This window comes from Laceyella tengchongensis (assembly GCF_900182735.1).
GTDB classification, from domain to species: domain Bacteria; phylum Bacillota; class Bacilli; order Thermoactinomycetales; family Thermoactinomycetaceae; genus Laceyella; species Laceyella tengchongensis.
Window position 1 is genome coordinate 1 of sequence record NZ_FXTU01000003.1, and the last position, 22,314, is coordinate 22,314.

Here is a 22,314-nt window from a genome sequence, read left to right on the forward strand (position 1 = left end):
TAAACATAGAAAAAACTCCTTATAGATTGTTTTTTATTGATTCGACAAAAAAGGCTGCTGACCCTGCCTTTCAAGGCAGTTTGTCAGCAGCCTCAGGAGGCTCAAACGAGCCTCCTTTTTGCTGTAGCATACTCTAAAAGAAAATACATTTGGGTAACAATACGAAGAGCATCGGGGTAGTATGCAAGGTTCTCTTTTTGACCTTCTTCAAAAATGGACATATACCGATCACGAAATCGGCGTAGGGTCGTTAGTTCATCACAGTCGTCAATTCAACACATGAAGGGAGCTAGCTATGAAATTTATCTAGATGATTCATGGACAAACTACTATTTTAGAGGCGAACACGATTATACTGCCCATTAGGTGAGGAAAATTTGGTGTAAATTCAACAAAAAAATTGAAGGGGACATAGAGGGTCTCTTCAAAATGTTTTTTTCATACTGAGAAGTGTCTCCATATTTAACTTCCATATCTCATTGCTTTCACCAGAGGGTGTCATAAACGAATGAAACAACAAAACGAGAGCTGAACGCTCTCGTTTTGTTGTTTCATGTTTATATTACACATAGATGTGAACAATTGCTCGTGTCCACATTCAGGTTGTTTTTACTGAGAAATGCTACCTCTAGCATCGCATCCATAACCATTGCCATCTTTACAAGTTAATACGATGTAGTAGCGACCACTTGAGACAGCTCTTGCATAGGCAGATCTGCTCGTAGTCTGCCCACCTGTAATAAATTGGTCTCTGCCCCATGAAACATAACGATAGACCTCAAAGCCAACATTTCTTCGGTTGTTTGAAGTTACTGCGACATGGAGATTTCCCTCTTTTACTGAGATGAGAGCTGACTGGCGGGATTTCACGTTGGTGGGTAAATACACTGATGCAGATGCTGCATATGCGACGAAGGAGCCAAGCATTACAAAAGTAGCAGCTAATGCCAGGAGTGAAAACATTTTTTTCTTCAAATGAATCAACCTCCTTCAATTTACCAACCCGAAGTAATTTAATGTAATCAAATACCAGTTGATCCACTTAATGAATTGGCGGATGTTTGTCGCGAAGTGGATGCCTGGTTGCACGCCGATGGAGCATATGGGGCACCGGTGGCTCTCACGGACAAAGGAAGAGAGCTGTTGCGCGGGATTGAACGCGTCGACTCACTGACCATGGACCCGCACAAATGGTTGTTTCAGCCGTATGACGTCGGCTGCGTGTTGATTCGGAATCGGCGGCATTTGCGGGAAACATTTAGCATGGCACCGGAGTATCTGCAAGATATCGACCTCGGCAATGAACAACAAATCAATTTCGGGGAATGCGGCATTGAGCTTTCGCGCAGATTCCGGGCGCTCAAAGTGTGGTTGTCACTCAAAGCGTTTGGCGCTGAGTCATTTCGCCAAGCAATTGACCATGGGATCATGCTGGCTGAACAGGCGGAGGCATTTATGCGCCAAACGGAGGACTGGGAGGTGGTGACGCCCGCGCAATTGGGCGTGCTCACGATCCGCTACCTGCCGAAGGGTATGGCGACACTGGACACCATCAATGAGCTCAACAAGCAACTGGCGGAAGAAGTCGTTCACAGGGGATTTGCAATGGTGAGCACCACCACCTTGAAAGGGAAAGTGGTCATGCGTCTTTGCACTATTCACCCAGGGACGACCACGGAAGAGCTGCACCAGATATTGGCGAGAATTAGCGGATTGGCCGCAGAATTGGGTGCATCATGTACACATCCCATCTGAGGCGCGCACAGAAGAAGAAAGCAAGCCGTTGCATTACCATCAGCGCGAATGGCACAAGAACCGACACAGACAGGCGTCGGTTCTTTTCATCTTGTCACTCGGTGGGGGAGCAGAACAGCAACGATTGCCCTTCTTGTAACGAAGCGCTTTAGTCTCCCGCTACCATCACTTCCTCCAAAAAAACGCCGTCCATCTCTTCGTTGGGGCTTATGGGGTGATTGGTCGAATATCCCTAACTTCATCAGATGGTCGATATCGGCGAGGAAACCGGTGGAGATGTATCGCCTGCTGATCCGGTGGATGAAAGAGGAAATTTCCCATTAAACGAGAAGTTATTGAATAATTCAACTTGAATATGATGAGGTAAGGAGGGGGTATAGAAAGATTTTATTTCTATCAAACAGAGTATTCGGTGTCCTAGCGGTTTCATGCCTGAATGGGGGGATCAACAGTGAGAATGGTGTTTCGATGGTATGGTGAAGGCAATGATACAGTCAGTTTGGCTCAAATAAAACAAATTCCCGGTGTGGAAGGGATTGTGTGGGCCCTGCACGATGTGCCGGCAGGTGAAGAATGGGCGCTCGAGGATATATTGAGAGTCAAACGGGTCGCCGAGGAGCATGGCTTACACATTGAGGTTGTCGAGAGTGTGAATGTGCATGAAGATATCAAATTAGGATACCCTTCTCGCGAAAAATATATTGAAAATTATAAAAAAACAATCAAAAAACTGGCGCAAGTCGGGGTGAAGGTGATTTGCTATAATTTCATGCCCGTGTTTGATTGGACCCGGACGGACTTGTATAAAGAGATGGAAGACGGGTCAACAGCGCTTTTTTATGAAAAAGCAAAAGTGGATCAGATGAACCCCAACGAGTTGGTCAAGCGAATGGCGGATCAACGCGATTTGACGATGCCCGGTTGGGAGCCGGAGAGATTGAAGGATCTGGAGAAACTGTTTGCGGCCTATCGGCATGTGACTGAAGAAGACTTGTGGAACAACTTGAAGTATTTCCTGGAACAAGTGGTACCTGTCGCGGAGGCGCATGGCATTAAGTTGGCGATTCACCCTGATGATCCGCCATGGCCGGTGTTTGGATTGCCCAGGATTATCACGAGCAGGGAAAGTATCAAAAGGGTGCTAAGTCTCGTAGACAGCCCTTCCAATGGAGTAACTCTTTGCAGCGGCTCTTTAGGAGCTAATCCAGCTAACGATGTTGCCGCCATGGTTAGGGAATTTGCCGATCGCATCCCATTTGCCCACATTCGCAATGTGAAAGTTTACGAAAACGGCGATTTCATTGAGACATCGCATCGGACTGGCGACGGCTCGCTCGATATTTGCGAAATCGTAAAGGCGTATCATGAGAGCGGATTTAAGGGTTATGCAAGGCCGGATCACGGCAGGCACATTTGGGGAGAGAAGTGCCGGCCGGGCTACGGTCTGTATGATCGGGCACTCGGGATCATGTATTTATGGGGGATCTGGGATGCACTGGAAAAAGCAGGGCAGGAGAGACGTGCATGATAAGGAACGAGAACTTAAAAGGAAAAGTGGCGGTGATAACGGGCGGAAGCGGGGTTTTATGCGGTGAAATGGCGCGGGAGCTCGGCCGGCAGGGGGTAAAGGTGGCCATTCTGAACCGGAGGGTGGAACGCGGTGAACAAGTGGCGCACGAAATCGTGCAATTCGGAGGTGAAGCGATCGCCATCGCTTGTGATGTGCTGGACCCAGACAGTGTGAAAAAGGCGGAAGAGGTCGTATCAGGGCGTTGGGGCGCATGCGATATATTGATCAACGGCGCGGGCGGAAATCATCCGCAAGCAACCACGACCCATGAAACATGGAAAGCGGAAGACGACGACAATGAGGACATCACCACCTTTTTTGATTTGACGAGTGAAGGATTCCAAGCGGTGTTTAATCTAAACATGCAGGGTACGCTCATTCCGACACAGGTTTTCACAAGGAGAATGGTCAACCGAAAAGGGGCGGTGGTAATTAATATATCGTCGATGAGTGCTTCTTGCCCGTTGACCAAAGTGCCGGCTTACAGCGCGGCCAAAGCGGCGGTAGAGAATTTTACCAAATGGCTCGCCGTGCACATGGCCGAAGCGGGGATTCGAGTGAATGCGATTGCACCGGGCTTTTTCCTGACATCACAAAACCGGGCATTATTAATGAAGGAAGATGGGTCGTTGTCTGAACGATCCCAAAAAATTTTGTCCCACACGCCGATGAGAAGGTTTGGTGTTCCACAAGATTTGCTTGGCACATTGATCTGGTTAGCCGATGAAAACATGTCCGGCTTCGTCACGGGTGTCACGATTCCGGTCGACGGCGGTTTTGCCGCTTATTCCGGGGTTTGATATTACAAGGGAACGAGGCGTTTGAAGGGGGATGTGATGAGCTTGGCTGATTCGCATCAATCTTTTCCGCGCGTTGACGTGGTGACGTTTGGTGAAACGATGGGTTTGTTCATGCCGATGGGTGGCAAAGACATTGCTCACTCCACGCTGTTTGAAAAATCCTTTGGCGGTGCGGAAAGCAATGTGGCCATCGGCATTGCGCGCCTAGGATATACAGCGGGCTGGTGCGGCTTGTTAGGGGACGATCCGATCGGGCGCCACATAGGCAAGGTATTGCGGGGTGAGGGGGTTGATGTGTCACAAGTCCGTTTTTTAACGGATGCAAACACCGGCCTCATGCTCAGGGAAACGATATCTGGGAGGTCCGCTGTTTATTATTACCGCAAACATTCTGCCGCCAGTTTGATGTCGCCGGCTGATTTGAACGAAGCGTACATCACCAACGCCAAAATTTTGCACATCACGGGAATCACGCCCGCGTTGAGCGACTCTTGTCACCAAACGGTGCTTCGCGCAGTCGAGGTGGCCAAATCTCAACAGGTCAAAGTCTGCTTCGACCCTAATCTACGCCTCAAACTTTGGCCTATGAACCAAGCACGGCCGATTTTATTGGAGTTGGCGAAAATGGCCGATTATTTCCTCCCTGGGTTGCCGGAATTGCGGTTGCTTTATCAAACAGACGATTTTGCGGAGATTCTGGAACATGTGCAAGCGTTGCCAGGCGCTACGATCATCAAAGGCGGAGCCAATGAAACCTATGTGCACGAGTGCGGGAAAATAACGGTTGTCCCCCATGTCAGAGTTGAGCGGCCGACAGACACGGTGGGGGCGGGCGATGGCTTTTGCGCTGGATTCATCGTCGGGCTTCTGAAAAACAAAAGCCTTGCGGAATCGGCGCATTTGGGCAATGTGGTTGGAGCTATTGCCGTTGGCTCGCCGGGTGATTGGGAGGCATTACCTACATGGGAAAAAGTCGAGCAAGCACTTGGTGCGCGCAACCATATTGAAAGGTGAGGGGTGGCGGGGAGTGAAGAAGTTGAAAACTGTACTGTCATTGATGGAGGCGGGAGTGGTGGCCGTCGTGCGCGGACGTTCGGCGGAAGAAGCAATCAACATCTCGCGGCATGTGATCAGCGGGGGGATTAGAGCGGTCGAAATCACTATGACTGTCCCGAACGCCTTAAATGCGATTGCCTCATTGACAGCAGAGTGCGCCAGCGAGGGTGTCGTGATCGGGGCGGGATCGGTACTTGATCCGGAGACGGCGCGAGCGGCCATCCTCTGCGGGGCCGAATTCATCGTGTCTCCCAGCTTACACGAAAACACCGTCATCTTGTGCAATCGCTATCGCGTGCCTGTGATCCCTGGAGCGGTCACATTGCGGGAAATGCAAAAAGCGCTGGAGATGGGTGTGGACATAATAAAGTTGTTTCCTGCAAATCAGTTTTCCCCCAGCCTGCTCCGCGCGGTGAAGGGCCCATTGCCCCAAGCCAATCTGATGCCGACGGGCGGGATTACCCCTGAGAGAGTAGGAGAGTGGATCGCGGCCGGAGCGGCGGCGGTGGGAGTTGGTTCGGAACTGACCAAAGGGGTGGCGCCCGGTGGGGATGATGCCGTGATCGCCCAAAGAGCCAGCTTGTTTATGCGTGCGTATAGGGAGGCGAAACAGAACGCGGCCAACCAGTAGAGTAAAGGCGGTGGCCTTGACTACCTGGAAAATTCATGATATTTTGAAATATATATGGTTGAAATTAACATACAAGTTTTCCATGTTAACCCTGTTGTTTTTCATGTGGACATGTGCCCGTTGTGCGGCGCAGGCGGACTGGCTGTCAAGCGTTGCTCCGGGCTTGCCACCCTGCCCCCGATCGATGGTTTCCTGCTGTGATGTCCCATCGAAGCCAGACACATGAGATTTGTTCCGACGAACGCATGATCCAACCCATTGCCGAATAGAATGATTTTGGAGTTGTTGCTGTTCCCATTTAGTAGGCTAAAGTCATTTCGCCGTGCAGTTTATGTCCGGGCTGACATCGGTGCTCAATAAACAGCCAGCTTCGTCAAATCCCGAGGGAAGCGGAGAATGCGGGTGGTTCGTTTGGGTTTCTCAGTGGTTGCTACGCTTGTGCGGTTAAAATCCATTTACAGGGGAGAGCAGAATGAAAAAAGGGATGTACTGGTTGGCCCTGATTGTCATCCTGTGGGGGGTGTTGAACATCGGCCCACCCCCGGTTGTGAAAGCGGAACCTGTGTCCAGCCGCAGTCACATAGACGCCAAACTGTCCGATTATGCGGGATTTGAGCGGGAAGCCACGCCACGGGCCGACGGGGTCCGGCATGTGGACACTCCGGCTATGATCAAAAAACTGAAAGAATTAAACGTCAATACGTATTATTATCTGAACTGGTACCAACCGACCGATTGGGACGACTTCAAAGACGAGTTTTTGCCTGCTGCCAAGGAAGCCGGCATCAATGTTGTTTTGTATTTGGTCCCCCCATCGGAATCGACCGGTAGCCGCAAATCTTACCCTTACACCACGGATTATGTGGCGTGGGGGAAAGCGATTGCCGAGCTTTCTGTACAATATGACAATCTCATCGGTTGGGCGATTGACGACTTCAACCACAACCTTGATTTCTTCACGCCAGAATATATGGCGAAGATGAGAGAAGCCTCCACAGTGATTAACCCCAATCTGAAGTTTTTGCCTTCGTTTATGCCCCTCATGTATTTCCCTGCTTTAACAGAAGAATTTCTAAGAACCAGAGGAGACTATATCGATGGTGTGATTGTGGCTTACCGCGATGATCCTTACCGCAACACCTCGGTCTGGTCTACTGAGCAACAACAGATTGACGAAGCTTACCAATTGTTAAAAAAATACAATCTGCCCCTCGTGTGGATGGTTTACACTTCGTACTTGACCAACACGCCTGGCAACCCATCGGTAGAATATGTTCGCGAAACAGTCCAGACTGCAGTGGACAATCTGCGGAAAGGTAAACTGGCAGGCATGATCACGTATGAATTGGAGAAAGAGTTTATTGCAGAGCCTGACAAGAAGGCGGCTACTGGCAATGGCTATATGAGCTTCTTTGTGCCGTCAGGGGTTTCGACCAAGCCGGGTGATAACGTTTCCGCCAGCCAGGTTATCCATCCGGATGGATCAGGCAACTATGCGCTTTCTTTCCGAACGATGGCCGAAGGTCCCAAATTGGAGGGCTATCACATCAAGCAACTGTTGATTGATGAGCAGGTGGTGTGGGAGCAGGATGTAGCCCAAAACACCGTGAGCGGCCAGTGGGAAGAGGTGAATCTGGACTTAACCCCTTACCTCACTGGGAAAACATCGGCGACATTGACGATCCGGTTGTATGAGAAAAATGGAGTCAGAAATTATTGGGACAATGTCGGGTTTGATGACTTCAACGCACGCGGTTTCGCGATGAAGAACAGCGGTTTTGAGAAGAAAAGCGGCTGGAGCATTTCCAGCAGTTACGCTGGGATGATCGGCGAGAATATCATTTACGACCCCAATCGCCGCGAAAAGGCGTTCCGAGCGGTCGAAGCCGCTTACGTTTCCTATAAGTTGCAGGATGAGATTGTCAACGCTGATCTTCGTCATGGGATTAAGCGCAGCCTGTTGAACAAGATGAACCGGGCCATCGACGCCCATTTTTCGGAACGGAATCGTAGTGCTATTCAGTCACTCAGTATCCTATCGCTTGAGATCCGCGCATTGACGGGCATCCATATTCCAAAGGAAACAGCGGCATTATGGAATGGCAAGATCGAACGATTGGTTCAACTTTACCGCATGAAATTGGAATAAGAGGGCCAAGGGGGAAACAAAGATGAATATCAGTCGTGCGGCGACTTGGGTCTTGTCCTTCTTGTTGGTTGTGGGAATGACAGGTTGCACTGGCTCCGACCCGGCGGCTGACAAATCCGAACGGGTTCAGCTGGAGTTTTGGACGATCAACCTGAAGAAAAATTTCTCGGGTTACATCGAGGGTGCCATCCAGGAGTATGAGAGAAACCACCCCAATGTGGATATCCATTGGGTGGATGTTCCCGGGGCGGACATGACCGGAAAGTTGTTCACTGCTTTGTCAAGCGGTAGCGCTCCCGATTTGGTCAACGAGACGAGTGAAGGATTATCCGTTTTGCAAGGGTATCATGCATTAAGACCGATTTCAGAGGTTGTCGCCAAAGAGAAAATGGCCCCTTATATTGACGGGCTGGTTAAAAGCGTGACCAACCGTGATGGCGAAGTGATGGCCATTCCTTGGTACCATGCCGGACCACCAATCGGCTTGGTCAACACCGAGCTGTATGAAAAAGCGGGACTTCCGTCCGACAAACCAGCGCAAACGTGGGATGAACTGTTTGCATATGGCAAACAAATTCATCAACGATTGCCCCATGTTTATGGCTCCAATGACTTGCCTGGGTTGGAAACGTTTGCCACCGAAGGGTTGTCGATATTAAGCGCCGATGGGAAGAAGGCTGTATTTAATTCTCCTCGACATATCGCATTTGTGGAAAAATTTATCCAGGCGTACAAGGACGGGGCGATTGCTCCGGGAGCGCTGGTAAAAGATGATCGGCAATTACAACAAACCATTGACAACGGATTGACGGCGCACGTCGGTTTGGCCAGCTCGTTTCAGTTGAACAACATTGAGAAAAACGCGCCCAATGTCCTGTCCAAACTGAAAGTGGTTCCGCCGGTCACCGCCACGGGAAAAGTGGCGGTCAAGGATATCCAGCTGTTTGTAATACCCAAGAAAGCAAAACATCCCAAAGAGGCGGCCGACTTTGCCTTATACTTGACCAGTCCACAAAAACAGTTGGAATTTTGTAAATTGGTCCCAATCTTCCCTTCGACGGAAGATACGCTGAAAGACCCCTTTTTCACTAATTTTGAGGTGAAAACGATTCAAGACCACGCGCGTAAAATGATGGTCACCTATGCTCCCCACCTCACCTTGACTTACATGGGCCACCCCAAGCAAAAAGAACTGCGTGAGTTTTACCTAGAACAGATCCGGGCGGCCATACTTGGGAAAAAAACAGTGAAAGATGCACTTGATACAGCTGTCAAGCATTGGAATGAAGCCCTTGCCAAGTCATAGCCGCCCATATGGGCACAGGCGGCGAAGCGCTTTTTCGCCGCCCGATTTTCTTCAATGGGGGGAGATGCGAATTGGGCAATGAAACCGTACCAACCGCCGAATATCGCGCATCCAAAAAAAAGAGGCGGAACATTCCCTTGCTCCCTTATCTGTTTTTACTCCCGGCGTTGTTATTGTTCTTCACCTTTGACTATTTGCCTATTTTCAGCGCGTTTTATTATTCATTCACCGAGTACCACATCCTGTCTCCCGCCGAATGGGTGGGATGGGAGAATTATCGGGCATTGATGCAAGATACGAAGTTTTGGACCGCGGTCAGCAATTCGTTGACATACTTCCTCATCATCGTTCCTTTGCTGTTAACGGTGCCTTTGTTCCTCGCGATATTGGTCAATCAGAAACTGCGAGGCATCCAATTGTTTCGAGTGATCTATTATTTGCCTGTGGTCACCTCGATGGTGGCGGTGGCCATCGTGTGGAAATATTTATACCATCCCGCCGGCTTGCTTAACGCCGCTTTGCAGGGAATCGGCCTCCAAAAAGAGGCCGTCAACTGGCTTCTAAACCCCGACACCGCCCTCCCTGCCGTTGCTGTGCTGGAAGTTTGGAAATCGCTTGGTTTTTACATGGTGATCTATCTCGCCGGATTGCAGACGATTTCACAGGAGTTGGTGGAGGCTGCCAAGATGGATGGTGCCGGCCGATTGCGGGTATTGTGGCATGTCTATTTGCCGCAGTTAAGGCCGACCATTGCCGTGATCCTTGTCTTATCCACATTGGCCAGCGTGCAGATGTTTACCAGCATCTATATCATGACAGGTGGTGGGCCATTTGACAGTACGTTGACATTGCCGCTGTACATTTATCAAAAAGCATTTGTGGAGCTGGATATGGGGTATGCGACGGCGATGGGGATGGTGCTTTGGCTCATTTTGATGGTCTTGACGATCATTAATTTCAAGTTGTCCAACGGGGGGCGGGTAGGATGAATGCGAAGCGCAAGCGCATGGGGATTGCTATCGCGCGCAAAGCGTTGATGTATCTGTTGCTTCTTTTGATCGCACTCTTGTTTGTCGGTCCCTTTTTGTGGCTGCTGTCGACGGCGTTCAAATCGAATGCACAGGATGTATTCACATTTCCGCCAGACCTGATCCCGAAACCGCCGGTATGGGATCAGTTTGTGGAGGCTCTGACGGTGATCCCATTCCCGAAATATTTGTTGAATTCCTTCATCCTGATCGTGGTGATGGTGCCTGCCCACCTGTTTTTAACCTCATTGACCGCTTATCCGTTGGCGAGGATGACGTTTCCGGGCCGGGATCTGATTTTTTATGCAATTATCGGCACCATGTTTTTTCCGGAAGAAGGCAAACTGGTGCCGTTGTTTATCATTACGCAAAAACTGGGGCTCATCGATTCGTGGTGGGGGTTGATCATTCCGGGACTGGTGGGCGGATTTTCCATCTTTTTGATGCGGCAAGCGTATCTCAGCATTCCGAAAGAGCTGGAGGAAGCGGCCATTTTGGACGGATGCGGCCCGTTTAGGATGTGGTGGAGCATCATGTTGCCATTGACAAAACCGACACTGGCGGCGTTAAGCGTATTTTCGTTCATATCCGTGTGGAATTCCTTCATCTGGCCGTTGATCGTGTTAAAGAATGATGACTTGTATCCCTTGGCGCTAGGGCTTGCGTATTTGTCGGGCACCTTTGGCGATGATGTGCGAGTCATGGCTGCTGGCACGGTGGTCTCCCTGTTGCCGATCATCGTTTTCTATCTGATGATGCAACGCTATTTCGTTTCCGGCATGCAAGGGGCCATTAAAGGATAGGAGGGAACGGCAGTGCGGTTAGGTGTTATCGGGTATGGACGGCGGATTCGGCACATGGTGGCGGAAATGCGCCGAATCGATCCGGATTGCCGGGTGGTGGCCATCAATGATTTGCAAAACAATGATATTAAGCAGGAGTTGGGAGAGGAAGCTGCGGAGATCGTTTTTTATGACAGTCCGGAAGCGATGGTGCAGGAGGCCGAATTGCATGGTATATTGATCGGCACCCGGTGTTCGCTACATGCAGACTTGGCCATCAGAGTCTTGCCGAAAGGAATTCCCCTGTTTTTGGAGAAGCCGGTGGCTACTGATGAGCACGCATTGCTTCGACTCAAACAGAAATATGAGGCGACCGGAACCGAGGTGGTGGTTTCCTTCCCACTTCGGGCGGCGCCGTTGGTGACATTGGTCAAAGAGATTATCGATTCGGGAAAGATCGGTACGGTGGAGCATGTGCAAGCGGTTAACAATGTGCCATACGGCGGGGTGTATTATCATCACTGGTACCGCGATGAAAAGGAAACGGGCGGATTGTTTTTGCAAAAAGCGACGCACGATTTTGATTACATCAATTATCTGTTGGGGATGCGACCGACGCTGATCTGCGCGATGACGTCCAAACAGGTGTTCAAAGGGAATAAACCGGCCGGGCTCAAATGCGTTGATTGCGATGAGCGGCATGCATGTCCGGATAGCACGGTGAATATTCGCAGATTGCCCCATGAAACACCGGCCGGTGAATACTGTTGCTTTGCGGTAGATACGGGGAATGAAGATGCAGGAAGCGCGTTGATCCGATATGAGACCGGGATGCACGTCTCTTATTCACAAAATTTCTTCGCCAGAGGTAAGGCCGGAAGCCGGGGAGCCCGCTTACTGGGCTACAAAGGGACGTTGGAGTTCGACTTCTACACAAATGCGGTCAAAGTCTACATGCACCATTCACCCGTGGTTGAGACATACGAAATGACTGAAGAGGCGGGCCACTTCGGTGGAGACGCAGTGCTCGCCCGCAATTTTATCGCGGTGATGAAAGGGGAAGCGAAGTCGATTGCGCCGATGGAAGCCGGATTGCTAAGTGCGTTGATGTGCTTGAGGGCGAGGGAGTCGGCGCTGACCAACGCCTTTTTGCCTATAGGCTGGCTGGAGGATCAAGAAGGGAGCAATCCATGACGGAAGAGGTGAAAAACCTTGAGTGAATTGAGATTGGGCATCATCGGTTTGGATACGTCGCACGTGACGGCGTTTACGAAATTGTTGCATGATCCAAAGGAGCCACATCATGTGCCGGGCGGGCGGGTCATTGTGGCATATCCAGGTGGGTCACCTGATTTTGATCTGAGCCGAACACGCGTTGAAGGATATACACGTCAGCTGGCGGATCAGTATGGCGTTGCCATTGTCAGCACGCCTGAAACCGTCGCCGAACAAGCCGACGCCATCTTATTGGAATCCGTTGATGGTCGGGTGCACTTGGAACAATTTGAAAAAATTGCTCCCTACGGTAAGCCGGTGTTCATCGATAAACCATTGGCGCTCACCAGCACCGATGCGGACAAAATCTTTGCTCTCGCCGACCGATATCAGGTGTCGGTATTGAGTTGCTCCGCGCTCCGATACGCTGAAGCGCTGACAACGGCGCTAGCTGAAACGGAACAAGGTGATGTTTACGGAGCGGATTGTTACGGCCCCATGCCACTTGAACCGACGCAACTCGGTTGGTTCTGGTATGGAATTCACACCGTGGAAATGCTGTTTGCCATCCTGGGCAAAGGGTGTGTCCGCGTCACTGCGGCAGGCAACGATGAGCAGGATGTGGCGGTAGGGGTGTGGGAAGATGGACGTATCGGCGTTGTCCGCGGTAACCGCAAGGGAAACAGTGGGTTCGGCGCTTTAATCCATCGATGCGGGGGCACGCGCACCGTTGATGTGAACGCCAGCGCCAAACCGTACTATGCCAGTCTACTCACGCATATCATGGAGATGTTCACCACAGGGAAAACACCAGTTGATTTACGGGAAACACGGCAAATCATCCGCTTCATCGAGGCGGTGAATGAAAGCCGCCTGACTGGAGAAACCGTTGCGTTATAACCAATCTTAGCGCATGCAGTCTGGAGGGATCGCGTTGCATTTCGGTTTGGCCACGATGTTTCACAAATATGTGAAGGGATCACTCACTTGGGAGGAAGTGCGGCAGGTGACGGCCACCAAACAGCTGGACCTCGCGTGTTGCCGGAGGGACAGCACCGCTTTCCAAGTGCTCATGGCCGCAGATGAAGCATTTCTGCTCACTACAAGCACCGATCCCCTGTTTTGGAAAGGCGGTTCGCTCACCATTGTGCGGTTGGAAATTGACACCGATGCGCCGGTGCGGACGGAAGTCCGTTTGATCGGATTGATTGAGGATGATGATGGGTGTTTGAAATCGGACGTGTTGCTGGAGCAAAGTGCGATGTTTGTGGAACGCCGGCATTTGCAACAAGTGTGGGTGGAGTGCGAAACGACCGATGCCAGCCAGCCAGGTGTGTATAGCGGCCGGGTGCGAATATATGCTCACACTTTGTTTGAAGATGAGCGGCTGTTGGGTGAGTGCCCGTTTTCCCTTACCATCAAAGATTACTTGTTGCCGGAACCATCGCAATACCGGTTTTATCTCGATTTGTGGCAGCACAACTCCAACATCGCCAGAAAGTACGACGTCCGCCTGTGGTCTGACGAACATTTTGCAATTCTTGACCGTTATCTGCACAGTTTGGCGCAATTGGGGCAAAAAGCGGTGTCCGTGGTGGTGTCTGAAATTCCGTGGTCGGGACAACACAGTCATCGCGATCCGGAACCTGCCGATTTGTTCGAATACAGCATGGTTCGGGTCACTCGGCACGGGGACGGCCAGTTTGTATATGATTTTTCTGCCATAGACCGCTATGTAACTCTTGCTGAACGATATGGGATTGCGGCGGAGATTGAATTGTTCGGATTGTTGAACATCTGGCAGGACCCCGAGGCGGGTTATGGGTCTGTCATCGCGGATTATCCCGATGGTGTTCGCATTCGCTATTATGACAGTGGGTCGGGTACATTTCGCTTTATGCGCCGGAGGGAGGATTTCGACGCCTACGTGCAGGCGTTGCAAGCACATTTCATCGAAAAAGGTTGGATTGACCGCGTCCGCGTTCTTGCTGATGAGCCAAAAGAATTTGCCGTGTTTAAAGAGAGAGTGGCTGCTTTGCGGCAAGTCGCTCCCTGTTTTCGTTATAAAATTGCCATCGCTCAAACGGCATTTCTTCACCATAACCTTTCCGAAATCCATGATTATGTTCCCATCTTGCAATGTGTGGCCGCCGAGTATGAGCAGTTGCTGGAACGAAAACCGCAAATCCCCGGAAAGTTGTTGTATTATGTTTGTTGTCACCCCGACTTTCCCAACACGTTCATTGGGTCGCCGCCGGTGGAGTGCAGACTGATTCCATGGTTAGCAGAAAAGTGGAAGTTGGACGGCTTTTTGCGTTGGAATTACACGGTTTGGCCGGAGCGCCCCTTGGAAAAGTTGTCATATCGGGCGCCGGTTTGGAAAGCGGGAGACATGAATTTCGTTTATCCGGGAGCTACCGGAAAACCGTTGTTGTCGCTTCGATACAAATGGTTGCAACGGGGAATCCGGGATTACGAGCTGATGCAGCTATTAAAGGAGTCGGGCCAGTCGGATCAGGTGGAGCGGGCGTTGAACCGGGTGTTTCTATTTCAGGACGCAAGCGAGTTCTGTCCCGACGCGAAAAAGACGCGCGCCGAACTATACAGTCTAAATCCAGCTGACTATGATCAATTGATCCACGAATTGTGAGAAAGGGGAGCATGCCCATGGTCGATGTTCGTTTGTTGCATGCTGATGAATTAAAGACAGCTGTTCGGCTTTCTGACGAAACGTTTCGCACGTCTAGCCAGCCTTCAATGGCGCAGGCTTTTCCCTATGTATTTTCATCTAGTCTGGGCCAGTCATACGGCGCGTTCGCGGATGGCCGGCTTGTTTCGTTTGTAGGCTTGGTGCCGAGCGTTGTGCGCATTGGTCGCGCCCGGTTGAATGTGTATTCGATCGGTTCGGTTTGCACCCATCCCGACTATCGCGGAAAAGGGATTGCCGGGTTGATTCTGCGGCGCATCTTGGCTCATATCGACGAAGCGGAAGCTTCTTTATTGTTGGTGTCCGGCTATGGGCCGTTGTATGAGCGGATAGATTGTTTCCGTTTTGGCACGGTCACCCGGTTCATGATCGGGTCGGATTCAGCGTCGGAGATTGTCCGGAACGTCTCGGCGGATGCGGATGTGCATCTGAGGGAGTTGGGGCCGACGGATTGGTTTAAGGTGACGGAATTGGTGCGGAAGAGGGAAGTCAGATTTGAGCAGAGTGTTTGGGATATAGCCACCCTGATGCAGGCAGAAGCGAATGCCAGTTGCATGAACTTGCGTCACCGGGTGTTGATTGCTGAAGAGGAAGGGCGGGTTAAAGCCTTTGCGGTGGTGGCTGTGCCTGCAGACGAGGGAGCGGCAACTCCTGCTCTGGCCATCGAATGGGCTGGGGAACCGCGCTTGGTCGCGCTTGCGTTGGCGCATGCTGTCAAGCGATATCGGCTTGGGCGTTTGGACGCCCCGGTTTTATGGCATGAGGCGGAGTTGGCACAAGCCTTGGCGCCTGCGGAACACGGTGCTGAGCAAAACCTGGGAACCGTGCGCATCGTTCATCCAGAAAGGCTGATCCAGCAACTGCGCCCATATCTGCAGGAGAAACACCAGCGCCTAGGCGCCAGCTTGGAAGTGCAGGCTTTGCCGAATGGCCGCGCGGAACTGCGTCTTGATGGGGAGAAGGTCATCTTGGATGCGCAGGCGTTTGTGTCATTGCTGTTTGATCCGGCTTCTCACACGAATCACCTTCAGGGTTCGCTCTCTGTTTTGAAAGAATTGTTTCCGATTCCGTTTCCCTATGCCGGTGGATTAAATTATGTCTGATGGCGGATTTGAGTGACTTTTCGAAATGGAATGAAAAGGTGGATTTGGCGATGAAGATGGCCCGAGTGGGTGTTTTGTTGGATCGGAAAGCGGCTCTTAGAAGATGGGACAATGGACTAAATGTGTTTCAAGTCTATCTTGGCGAAATATTGTCCCATGCTGGCATTCCGTTTGAATGGATTGATGATGTCGAGCAGTTGACAGAAAGGGCATTTGATGTGTTGTTGGTGGCGCTAGACCGAAAAGAGGAGCGGGCGGTAACGCTGATTTGGCGCTTTGCGGAGCGAGGGGGGATCGTGATCGCCTATGGGGGGCTGTCCTCTTTGGCGGGTCGACTCGGGTTTGCCGACAGAGGCCCCGTAGGCAAAGGGTATGCGTGGTTGCCTATGCACGTTGGCGTATCGCATCCGCTCAGGTACTTGCGGGCCACTCCTTGGATCGCGATGTCGGAAGATGGGCCGCCTTATAGCGCAATTGGCCAGATTCACTCTGAGCATCCGCAGGGGGCCAGCCTCGGTTCGGCTTTGCTTCAATTCCATGTGGGAAAAGGGATCATCGATCGCTGGGCGGTTGATATAGCAGAAACCGTCGTCGGTTTGCAGCAAGGTGCCGAGCCGGTGATAGAAGATGGGATTCCGGCGTTGGATGGCACTGCCTCCATTGATGATGGCATGTTGAAAGCGGACGATGGCATGGCGATGGATTGGGAATTGGATCGCTTGACAACGGAGACCGCTACCCCTTATTTTGCGCATCCTTATGCTGATTGGTGGCGAGAAGTGATGATCGGCCATCTGCTAAACAGGGTGGTCGACAGGGGGTTGACGTTGCCTTTTGTTGGCTATTGGCCCGCAGGCATAGAGCAAGTGGCTATGATTTCTCTCGACAGCGATTTGAATGTGAATGAATCGGCCGAAACGACGCTGGCGGTGTTGCGGGAACACGGTGTCAAAGCCACTTGGTGCATGATGGAACCGGGATATGATCCTCGCATTTATCCACGGGTACTGGCCGAGGGGCATGAGTTGGCTTTCCATTACAATGCAGTGGAGCATGACCAGGGAAAGTGGGGGGAAGCCGAATTCCAGCGCCAACTGCAGTGGCTAAAAAAGGCGACAGACTTAACAGAAATCCATTCCAACAAAAATCACTACACTCGATTTGAAGGCTGGGGTGAATTGTTTCGCTGGTGTGAAACCCACGGCATAGCGTCAGACCAAACGAGAGGGCCGAGCAAAAAAGGAAATGTCGGCTTTTTGTTTGGCACATGCCACCCTTACTTTCCGATCTCATGGGCGGATGAGAAAAACCGCCTATATGATGTGTTGGAAGTCGGGTTTTTGACTCAGGACTTGAATCATCCCCGGTTAGCAGACATGAGTGTGACTGTCCCGTTTCTTGAACGGGTTCGCCAGGTGCGAGGGGTGGCCCATTTTCTGTTTCACCAGGTTCACATCCACAATCAACCCTCGGTACGTAAGGCGTTGCGAAATGTCGTGAATGAAGCCAAACGTCGGGGATTCGTCTTCTGGACCGGCAAACAGATCAGTGAATGGGAGCGGGCTCGCCGCACTGTGCGCGTCGTAGGGATCAAAGAGGATGGAACAGTACAGCTGACAAGTGGCAAAGACGTAGCCGATCTGGTCGTGTGGGTGCCGGTTCCACAGGGCCAGCGCCAACTGTCGGCAGAAACGATGGCACGGCCGTTTGGGGTTCCCTGCATCAAAAAGGTGGTGTCAGTGAACAAAACCGAGGATGATCGCGGGGGTAAGCAAAGAAAATGGGCGGGAGGGATTCGGCATGGATGAACGCCGGTTGGCGATTCACGGTGGACCGAAAGTGAAAACAACGCCGTTTGGCACGGGGAAACGCTTTGGCGAGGAAGAGGCCAGAGAGTTGTTGGAAGCGCTGGAGCAGAATACGCTTTTTTACCATCATGGAAAAAAAGTGAAACAATTTTTGCAGGATTTCAACGAGCTGTATGGTGTGGATTACAGTGTAGCCGTTTCTTCCGGCACGGCCGCCATTCATGTCGCTTTGGGGGCGGCAGGGGTGACGGTGGGCGATGAGGTGATCACCAGTCCGATCACCGACCAAGGCACCTTGATCGGCATCCTTTATCAAAATGCGATTCCCGTTTTTGCCGACTTACATCCCCATACTTACAACATGGATCCTGCGTCGATCGAGTCCCGCATCACCCCGCGAACCAAGGCCATCCTGGTCGTGCATCTGGCGGGGAATCCCAGCGACATGGATGCGATCATGGCCATCGCCCGCAAGCATGATCTGAAGGTGATTGAAGACTGTGCCCAAAGCTACCTGTGCCGGTACAAAGGGCGATTGGTCGGTACGATTGGCGACTATGGCTGTTTCAGTACCAACGATTTTAAGCACATTTCCACAGGGGATGGCGGAATCGTGACGGTCAATTCGGGGGATGAAGAGGAGTATCGCTTGGTTCATGCTTTCGCCGACAAAAATTATCAACGGTTGCAGGGGCAAGTGCGACGGGACCTGTCATATTTGGCTCCCAACTATCGGATGACCGAGCTACAAGGCGCGGTCGGCGTAGCCCAATTGAAAAAGCTACGGCGGATTTGTGAAACAAGGCGACGTTACGGGGATCGCATTACTGAGGGCATCAGCGGACTCCGGGGCATTCAGCCGCATCAGGTGTATGAAGGGGGCACATGCTCTTATTGGTTTTACATGTTTCGCCTTGATCTGGATGCGCTCACTTGTAGTCGTGCGGAATTTTCCGAAGCATTGGCGGCTGAGGGCATTCCCAACCAGCCGGGATATATACCGGAAGTCGTATATTTGCAACCGCTCTTTCAAAAGCGACAAGCGTATCTGAACAGCCATTTCCCATTTGACTTGTCTGATGTTACTTATCCGCGAGGATTGTGTCCGACAGCGGAACAAATATTGCAGACAGCGGTGCGGATCAGGGTGAGCGAGTTTTTCGATGAGCAGGATATTGAGGACATCATCCAAGGCATTCGCAAAGTGACCGCGCATTACCAAAAACCATGATGAGAGAAAGGGGGTGACGTGCATGCTCAAACGGTTGGGTGTGGTGACCGACGAAGTGTCGAGTGACTTGACTGAAGCGTTGGATTGGGCCGCGGACCAGGGGTTGTCGCATGTGGAAATCCGCATGGTGGACGGAAAAAATGTCGTACATTTGACGGATCAGGAGATCGCGTGGGTGCACGAAGAGGTGGTGAAGCGTGGCTTGTTTGTGTCGGCGATCGCTTCCCCGTTGTTCAAATGCGCTCTTGATCCGTCGCGCCCGGTGGCTTCTGGGGACAGGTTCGGGCAGCCTGAAGAGGATGTTGCTACACACTTCGCTATGTTGCACCGCACGATCCAGATAGCCAACATGTTGCAAACGAGAAAAATCCGCCTGTTTTCGTTCTGGCGGGAACAGGAACCACGGCGGTATCAAGCGGAGATTGTTGGTCATTTGCGACAGGCAGCCGCAATAGCGGAACAAGAACGGATGTTGCTTTTGCTGGAAAACGAACCGTCTTGTAATGGCGGTTATGCCGAAGAAGTGGCCTGTCTTGCAGAAGCGGTCGATTCTCCTGCCCTCCGGGTGCTGTGGGATCCTGGAAATGAAGAGTACGGGGGCCGTCCCGCTTTTCCGGAAGGGTACAGATGGGTAAAGGATTGGCTTGGCCATGTGCATTTGAAAGACGCGTTGGTCGACGACCACGGTGAACCACAATGCGTGCCGATTGGCCGTGGCCGAGTGCGCATGCTAGAACAGTTGCAAGCGTTAGAAGCCGATGGGTACAAAGGATACTACACCATTGAGACGCACTACATTCCGCCGGGCGGAACCGCGAAGGATGGCACGCAACAGTCGTTAAGAGGGTTGCAAAAGCTCCTGAAGGAGGCGGAGTGGTTGTGAAAACCTGGGGGTTTGCCTTGATCGGTTGCGGGGCGATCGCCGAGTTCCACCTGCAAGCGATCCGCAAGATCAAAGGGGCCCGGCTGGTAGCGGTCGCCAGCCGGGATGAGCGGAAAGTACGTGCCGTCGGTGAGCGTGAAGGGTGCAAATGGACAACGGATTACCGCACGTTGTTGCGCGATAAGGAAGTGGACATTGTTTGCGTGACGACCAGCAGCGGTAGCCACGGCGCAATCGGCTTGGAGGCGCTACAGGCGGGAAAACACGTGGTGGTAGAAAAACCGCTTGCGATGAGCGCGGCGGAGGCGGATCGCCTGATCCAAGCGGCAGAAGCAAACGGTCTTTATTTGACGGTCGTGTCACAACGTCGCTTTGAACCGCAACACCAACTGGTCAAACGCGTCCTGGACAGCGGGGGGATCGGCAAATTGCTGATGGTGGAAGTGGCCTGCCCATTTTATCGCCCACAAGCGTATTACGACAGTGCAAAGTGGCGGGGGACGTTGGCCGAAGACGGAGGGGCGCTGATGAACCAGGGCATTCATTCCATCGATTTGACGTTATGGTTGGCAGGCCCAGTTAAGTCAGTTTTCGGCAAAACGGCCACCCAGACGCACCGTATGGAGGCAGAGGATATGGGCTTGGCTGTGCTCACGTTTGCCAATGGAGCATTTGGCACACTCCTCTCTTCCACCAGTATTCGGCCGGGCTTTGCTCCCACTCTCTCTTTTTATGGGGAAAGCGGCACCATCAAATTGGAAGGGATGGCGATCACGCATTGGAGCGTTCCCGACATGCCACTGCCGCAACTTGACGGGGTGCGTGGCGACGGAGCCGGTGTCACTAATCCGCGTGACATCCCATCAGAGTATCATCAATTGCAACTAACCGACTTTGTGAACGCATTAGCTGAGGGAAGGTCTCCCGCTGTTGCTGCCCGTGAAGGAAGAGATGCAGTGCGGTTGATTGAGGCGATTTACCAGTCTAATGCATCGGGTAAGGAAATACACTTAGGGGATGCAACATGACACCGACATTGGCATTGGGAACGGCCAAGGTTGATATCACCCCGACTTGGCCGGTGCCATTGGCGGGATTTGAAGGGCGGGTAGGGAAATATCGCGGTGTATCTTTGCCATTGCACGCCCGAATGTTGTTTTTTGTACAGCGGAGCGACGCCGGGAAAACACAGTCGGCGTTGCTTGTGTCGGCTGATCTGATTTGGTGGGGGCCAGAGTTGGTTGAGAGCTTGCGTCGCCGCTTGGCGAAGAGGTGGGGGATCGAGGCGCCGTTTTTCATCCTGCATGCTACACACACCCATTCGGGGCCACAGACAACCCACCGTTTTTCTCCCGCATTGGGAGAAGCCGATCCAGAGTATCTAACATGGTTGGAAGAGAGACTGCTTCAGGGGATTGCATTGGCTACTGCCAATGTGGAGCCGGTGGTAGCAGAGCGGGGAAAGGGCGCCTGCCATTTCAGCATCCACCGCCGCAAACCGGTTGCCGGAAAGATTGAGATGGCACCCCATCCCGACGGGCCCGTTGATCCGGAAGTGCATGTGGTGCGTTTCCGCACGAAAGCGAACCAAACCAAAGCGTTGCTCGTCCATTTCACTTGCCACCCCACGACCACGGATGAGCCACTCGTTTCATCCGAGTATCCCGGCGCGGCTATGGCGCTGCTTGAAAGTAGTTTGGATTCGGGGGCAGTGGCCGCATTTTTGCAGGGATGTTGCGGTGATGTCCGGCCTGCGTTGGTCAAAGAGGGGCGGTTTTATAGAGGCGGTGAGCGGGATGTTCGCCAGCTGGGGAAGCTCCTCGCGGAGGAGGTGACCTGGGTCTTAAACCAACCGATGGAAACATTGGCTCCATGTTGTTTGATCGGGAGAATGACGCATGTCCCGTTGCCTTTTCAATCATTGCTGGACCGTAATGAGTTAGCGCGGGATGAGCCTCGACATCATTTGCCTCCCATCCCGTTGGAGATGTCTTGGTTGAAGCTGTGCGAGGGGTTTTCGTTGCTGACGATGAATGCGGAGATGGTGGTGGAATACGGATTGTTCATCAAACAACGATTTGCCGGGTCTGTGTTGCCAGTGCCTTATAGCAACGGCATGATCGGATATGTGCCCACGCAACGTCAGGTGGCTGAAGGCGGTTATGAGGCGCGGGAATCGATCGTTTATTTCTGTCTGCCCGCCCCGTTCGAAGCCACCGTCGAAACGGCCATCCATGAAGCGATCAACCGGCTGATCGATTAGTGATCACTTCTTCCAGATGGTGCGGCG

18 protein-coding genes and 1 pseudogene are annotated in these 22,314 nt (G+C 52.0%); 18 read left to right on the top strand and 1 reads right to left on the bottom strand.

Translation table 11 applies throughout. The features are described 5' to 3' along the window. Positions 1 to 609: 609 nt before the first annotated feature. Positions 610 to 975, bottom strand: a complete 366-nt coding sequence (locus QQZ12_RS07015; RefSeq protein ID WP_102992590.1) for a hypothetical protein — start codon at positions 973 to 975, stop codon at positions 610 to 612. Positions 976 to 1,032: 57 nt separating this feature from the next. Between QQZ12_RS07015 and QQZ12_RS07020 the strand changes: the two are divergent. From QQZ12_RS07020 to QQZ12_RS07105, 18 genes and pseudogenes are all read left to right on the top strand, one after another. Beyond that, positions 1,033 to 1,755 (top strand): annotated as a pseudogene (locus tag QQZ12_RS07020) (pyridoxal phosphate-dependent decarboxylase family protein); the annotation flags it as partial. 451 nt (positions 1,756 to 2,206) lie between these two features. Further along, positions 2,207 to 3,283: a mannonate dehydratase gene (gene uxuA / locus QQZ12_RS07025; protein WP_102992588.1), complete on the top strand. Its 1,077-nt coding sequence runs from the start codon at positions 2,207 to 2,209 to the stop codon at positions 3,281 to 3,283. Further along, positions 3,280 to 4,125 carry an SDR family oxidoreductase gene (locus tag QQZ12_RS07030; protein ID WP_102992587.1) on the top strand — a complete coding sequence of 282 codons (846 nt, stop codon included), beginning with the start codon at positions 3,280 to 3,282 and terminating at the stop codon, positions 4,123 to 4,125. Before uxuA ends, QQZ12_RS07030 begins: the two co-directional genes overlap by 4 nt. Before the next feature lie 36 nt (positions 4,126 to 4,161). Then, positions 4,162 to 5,139, top strand: coding sequence for a sugar kinase (locus QQZ12_RS07035; protein WP_102992586.1), 978 nt, complete (start codon positions 4,162 to 4,164; stop codon positions 5,137 to 5,139). Between the two features lie 13 nt (positions 5,140 to 5,152). Continuing rightward, a complete protein-coding gene (locus tag QQZ12_RS07040; RefSeq protein WP_102992585.1) occupies positions 5,153 to 5,812 on the top strand; it encodes a bifunctional 2-keto-4-hydroxyglutarate aldolase/2-keto-3-deoxy-6-phosphogluconate aldolase in 660 nt (219 codons plus the stop codon). A gap of 472 nt (positions 5,813 to 6,284) precedes the next feature. Next, positions 6,285 to 7,961 (top strand): type 1 periplasmic-binding domain-containing protein, encoded by a 1,677-nt coding sequence (locus tag QQZ12_RS07045; RefSeq protein ID WP_102992584.1) that lies wholly within the window; start codon positions 6,285 to 6,287, stop codon positions 7,959 to 7,961. Between the two features lie 22 nt (positions 7,962 to 7,983). Further along, positions 7,984 to 9,267: an ABC transporter substrate-binding protein gene (locus QQZ12_RS07050; RefSeq protein WP_102992583.1), complete on the top strand. Its 1,284-nt coding sequence runs from the start codon at positions 7,984 to 7,986 to the stop codon at positions 9,265 to 9,267. A gap of 71 nt (positions 9,268 to 9,338) precedes the next feature. Further along, positions 9,339 to 10,256: a carbohydrate ABC transporter permease gene (locus QQZ12_RS07055; protein ID WP_189318832.1), complete on the top strand. Its 918-nt coding sequence runs from the start codon at positions 9,339 to 9,341 to the stop codon at positions 10,254 to 10,256. Continuing rightward, positions 10,253 to 11,098 carry a carbohydrate ABC transporter permease gene (locus QQZ12_RS07060; protein WP_219904892.1) on the top strand — a complete coding sequence of 282 codons (846 nt, stop codon included), beginning with the start codon at positions 10,253 to 10,255 and terminating at the stop codon, positions 11,096 to 11,098. The genes QQZ12_RS07055 and QQZ12_RS07060 overlap by 4 nt, the downstream gene beginning before the upstream one ends. Positions 11,099 to 11,110: 12 nt before the next feature. Further along, complete coding sequence (locus tag QQZ12_RS07065; RefSeq protein WP_102992581.1) at positions 11,111 to 12,271, top strand: Gfo/Idh/MocA family protein; 1,161 nt, start codon at positions 11,111 to 11,113, stop codon at positions 12,269 to 12,271. A gap of 18 nt (positions 12,272 to 12,289) precedes the next feature. Next, positions 12,290 to 13,192 (top strand): Gfo/Idh/MocA family protein, encoded by a 903-nt coding sequence (locus QQZ12_RS07070; protein WP_223247942.1) that lies wholly within the window; start codon positions 12,290 to 12,292, stop codon positions 13,190 to 13,192. 34 nt (positions 13,193 to 13,226) lie between these two features. Then, positions 13,227 to 14,942 (top strand): DUF4091 domain-containing protein, encoded by a 1,716-nt coding sequence (locus QQZ12_RS07075; protein WP_102992580.1) that lies wholly within the window; start codon positions 13,227 to 13,229, stop codon positions 14,940 to 14,942. 17 nt (positions 14,943 to 14,959) lie between these two features. Beyond that, on the top strand, positions 14,960 to 16,102 hold the full coding sequence (locus QQZ12_RS07080; protein WP_189318831.1) for a GNAT family N-acetyltransferase: 1,143 nt from the start codon (positions 14,960 to 14,962) through the stop codon (positions 16,100 to 16,102). A gap of 50 nt (positions 16,103 to 16,152) precedes the next feature. After that, positions 16,153 to 17,910 carry a polysaccharide deacetylase family protein gene (locus QQZ12_RS07085; protein ID WP_284724165.1) on the top strand — a complete coding sequence of 586 codons (1,758 nt, stop codon included), beginning with the start codon at positions 16,153 to 16,155 and terminating at the stop codon, positions 17,908 to 17,910. Next, positions 17,903 to 19,141, top strand: a complete 1,239-nt coding sequence (locus QQZ12_RS07090) for a DegT/DnrJ/EryC1/StrS family aminotransferase (RefSeq protein WP_284724166.1) — start codon at positions 17,903 to 17,905, stop codon at positions 19,139 to 19,141. Before QQZ12_RS07085 ends, QQZ12_RS07090 begins: the two co-directional genes overlap by 8 nt. Before the next feature lie 22 nt (positions 19,142 to 19,163). After that, positions 19,164 to 20,024: a sugar phosphate isomerase/epimerase family protein gene (locus QQZ12_RS07095; RefSeq protein ID WP_102992576.1), complete on the top strand. Its 861-nt coding sequence runs from the start codon at positions 19,164 to 19,166 to the stop codon at positions 20,022 to 20,024. After that, a complete protein-coding gene (locus QQZ12_RS07100; RefSeq protein WP_284724167.1) occupies positions 20,021 to 21,052 on the top strand; it encodes a Gfo/Idh/MocA family protein in 1,032 nt (343 codons plus the stop codon). Before QQZ12_RS07095 ends, QQZ12_RS07100 begins: the two co-directional genes overlap by 4 nt. Continuing rightward, the gene (locus tag QQZ12_RS07105; RefSeq protein WP_284724168.1) at positions 21,049 to 22,287 is read left to right on the top strand and encodes a neutral/alkaline non-lysosomal ceramidase N-terminal domain-containing protein; all 1,239 of its coding nucleotides are present in this window, start codon (positions 21,049 to 21,051) and stop codon (positions 22,285 to 22,287) included. The genes QQZ12_RS07100 and QQZ12_RS07105 overlap by 4 nt, the downstream gene beginning before the upstream one ends. Positions 22,288 to 22,314 lie beyond the last annotated feature (27 nt).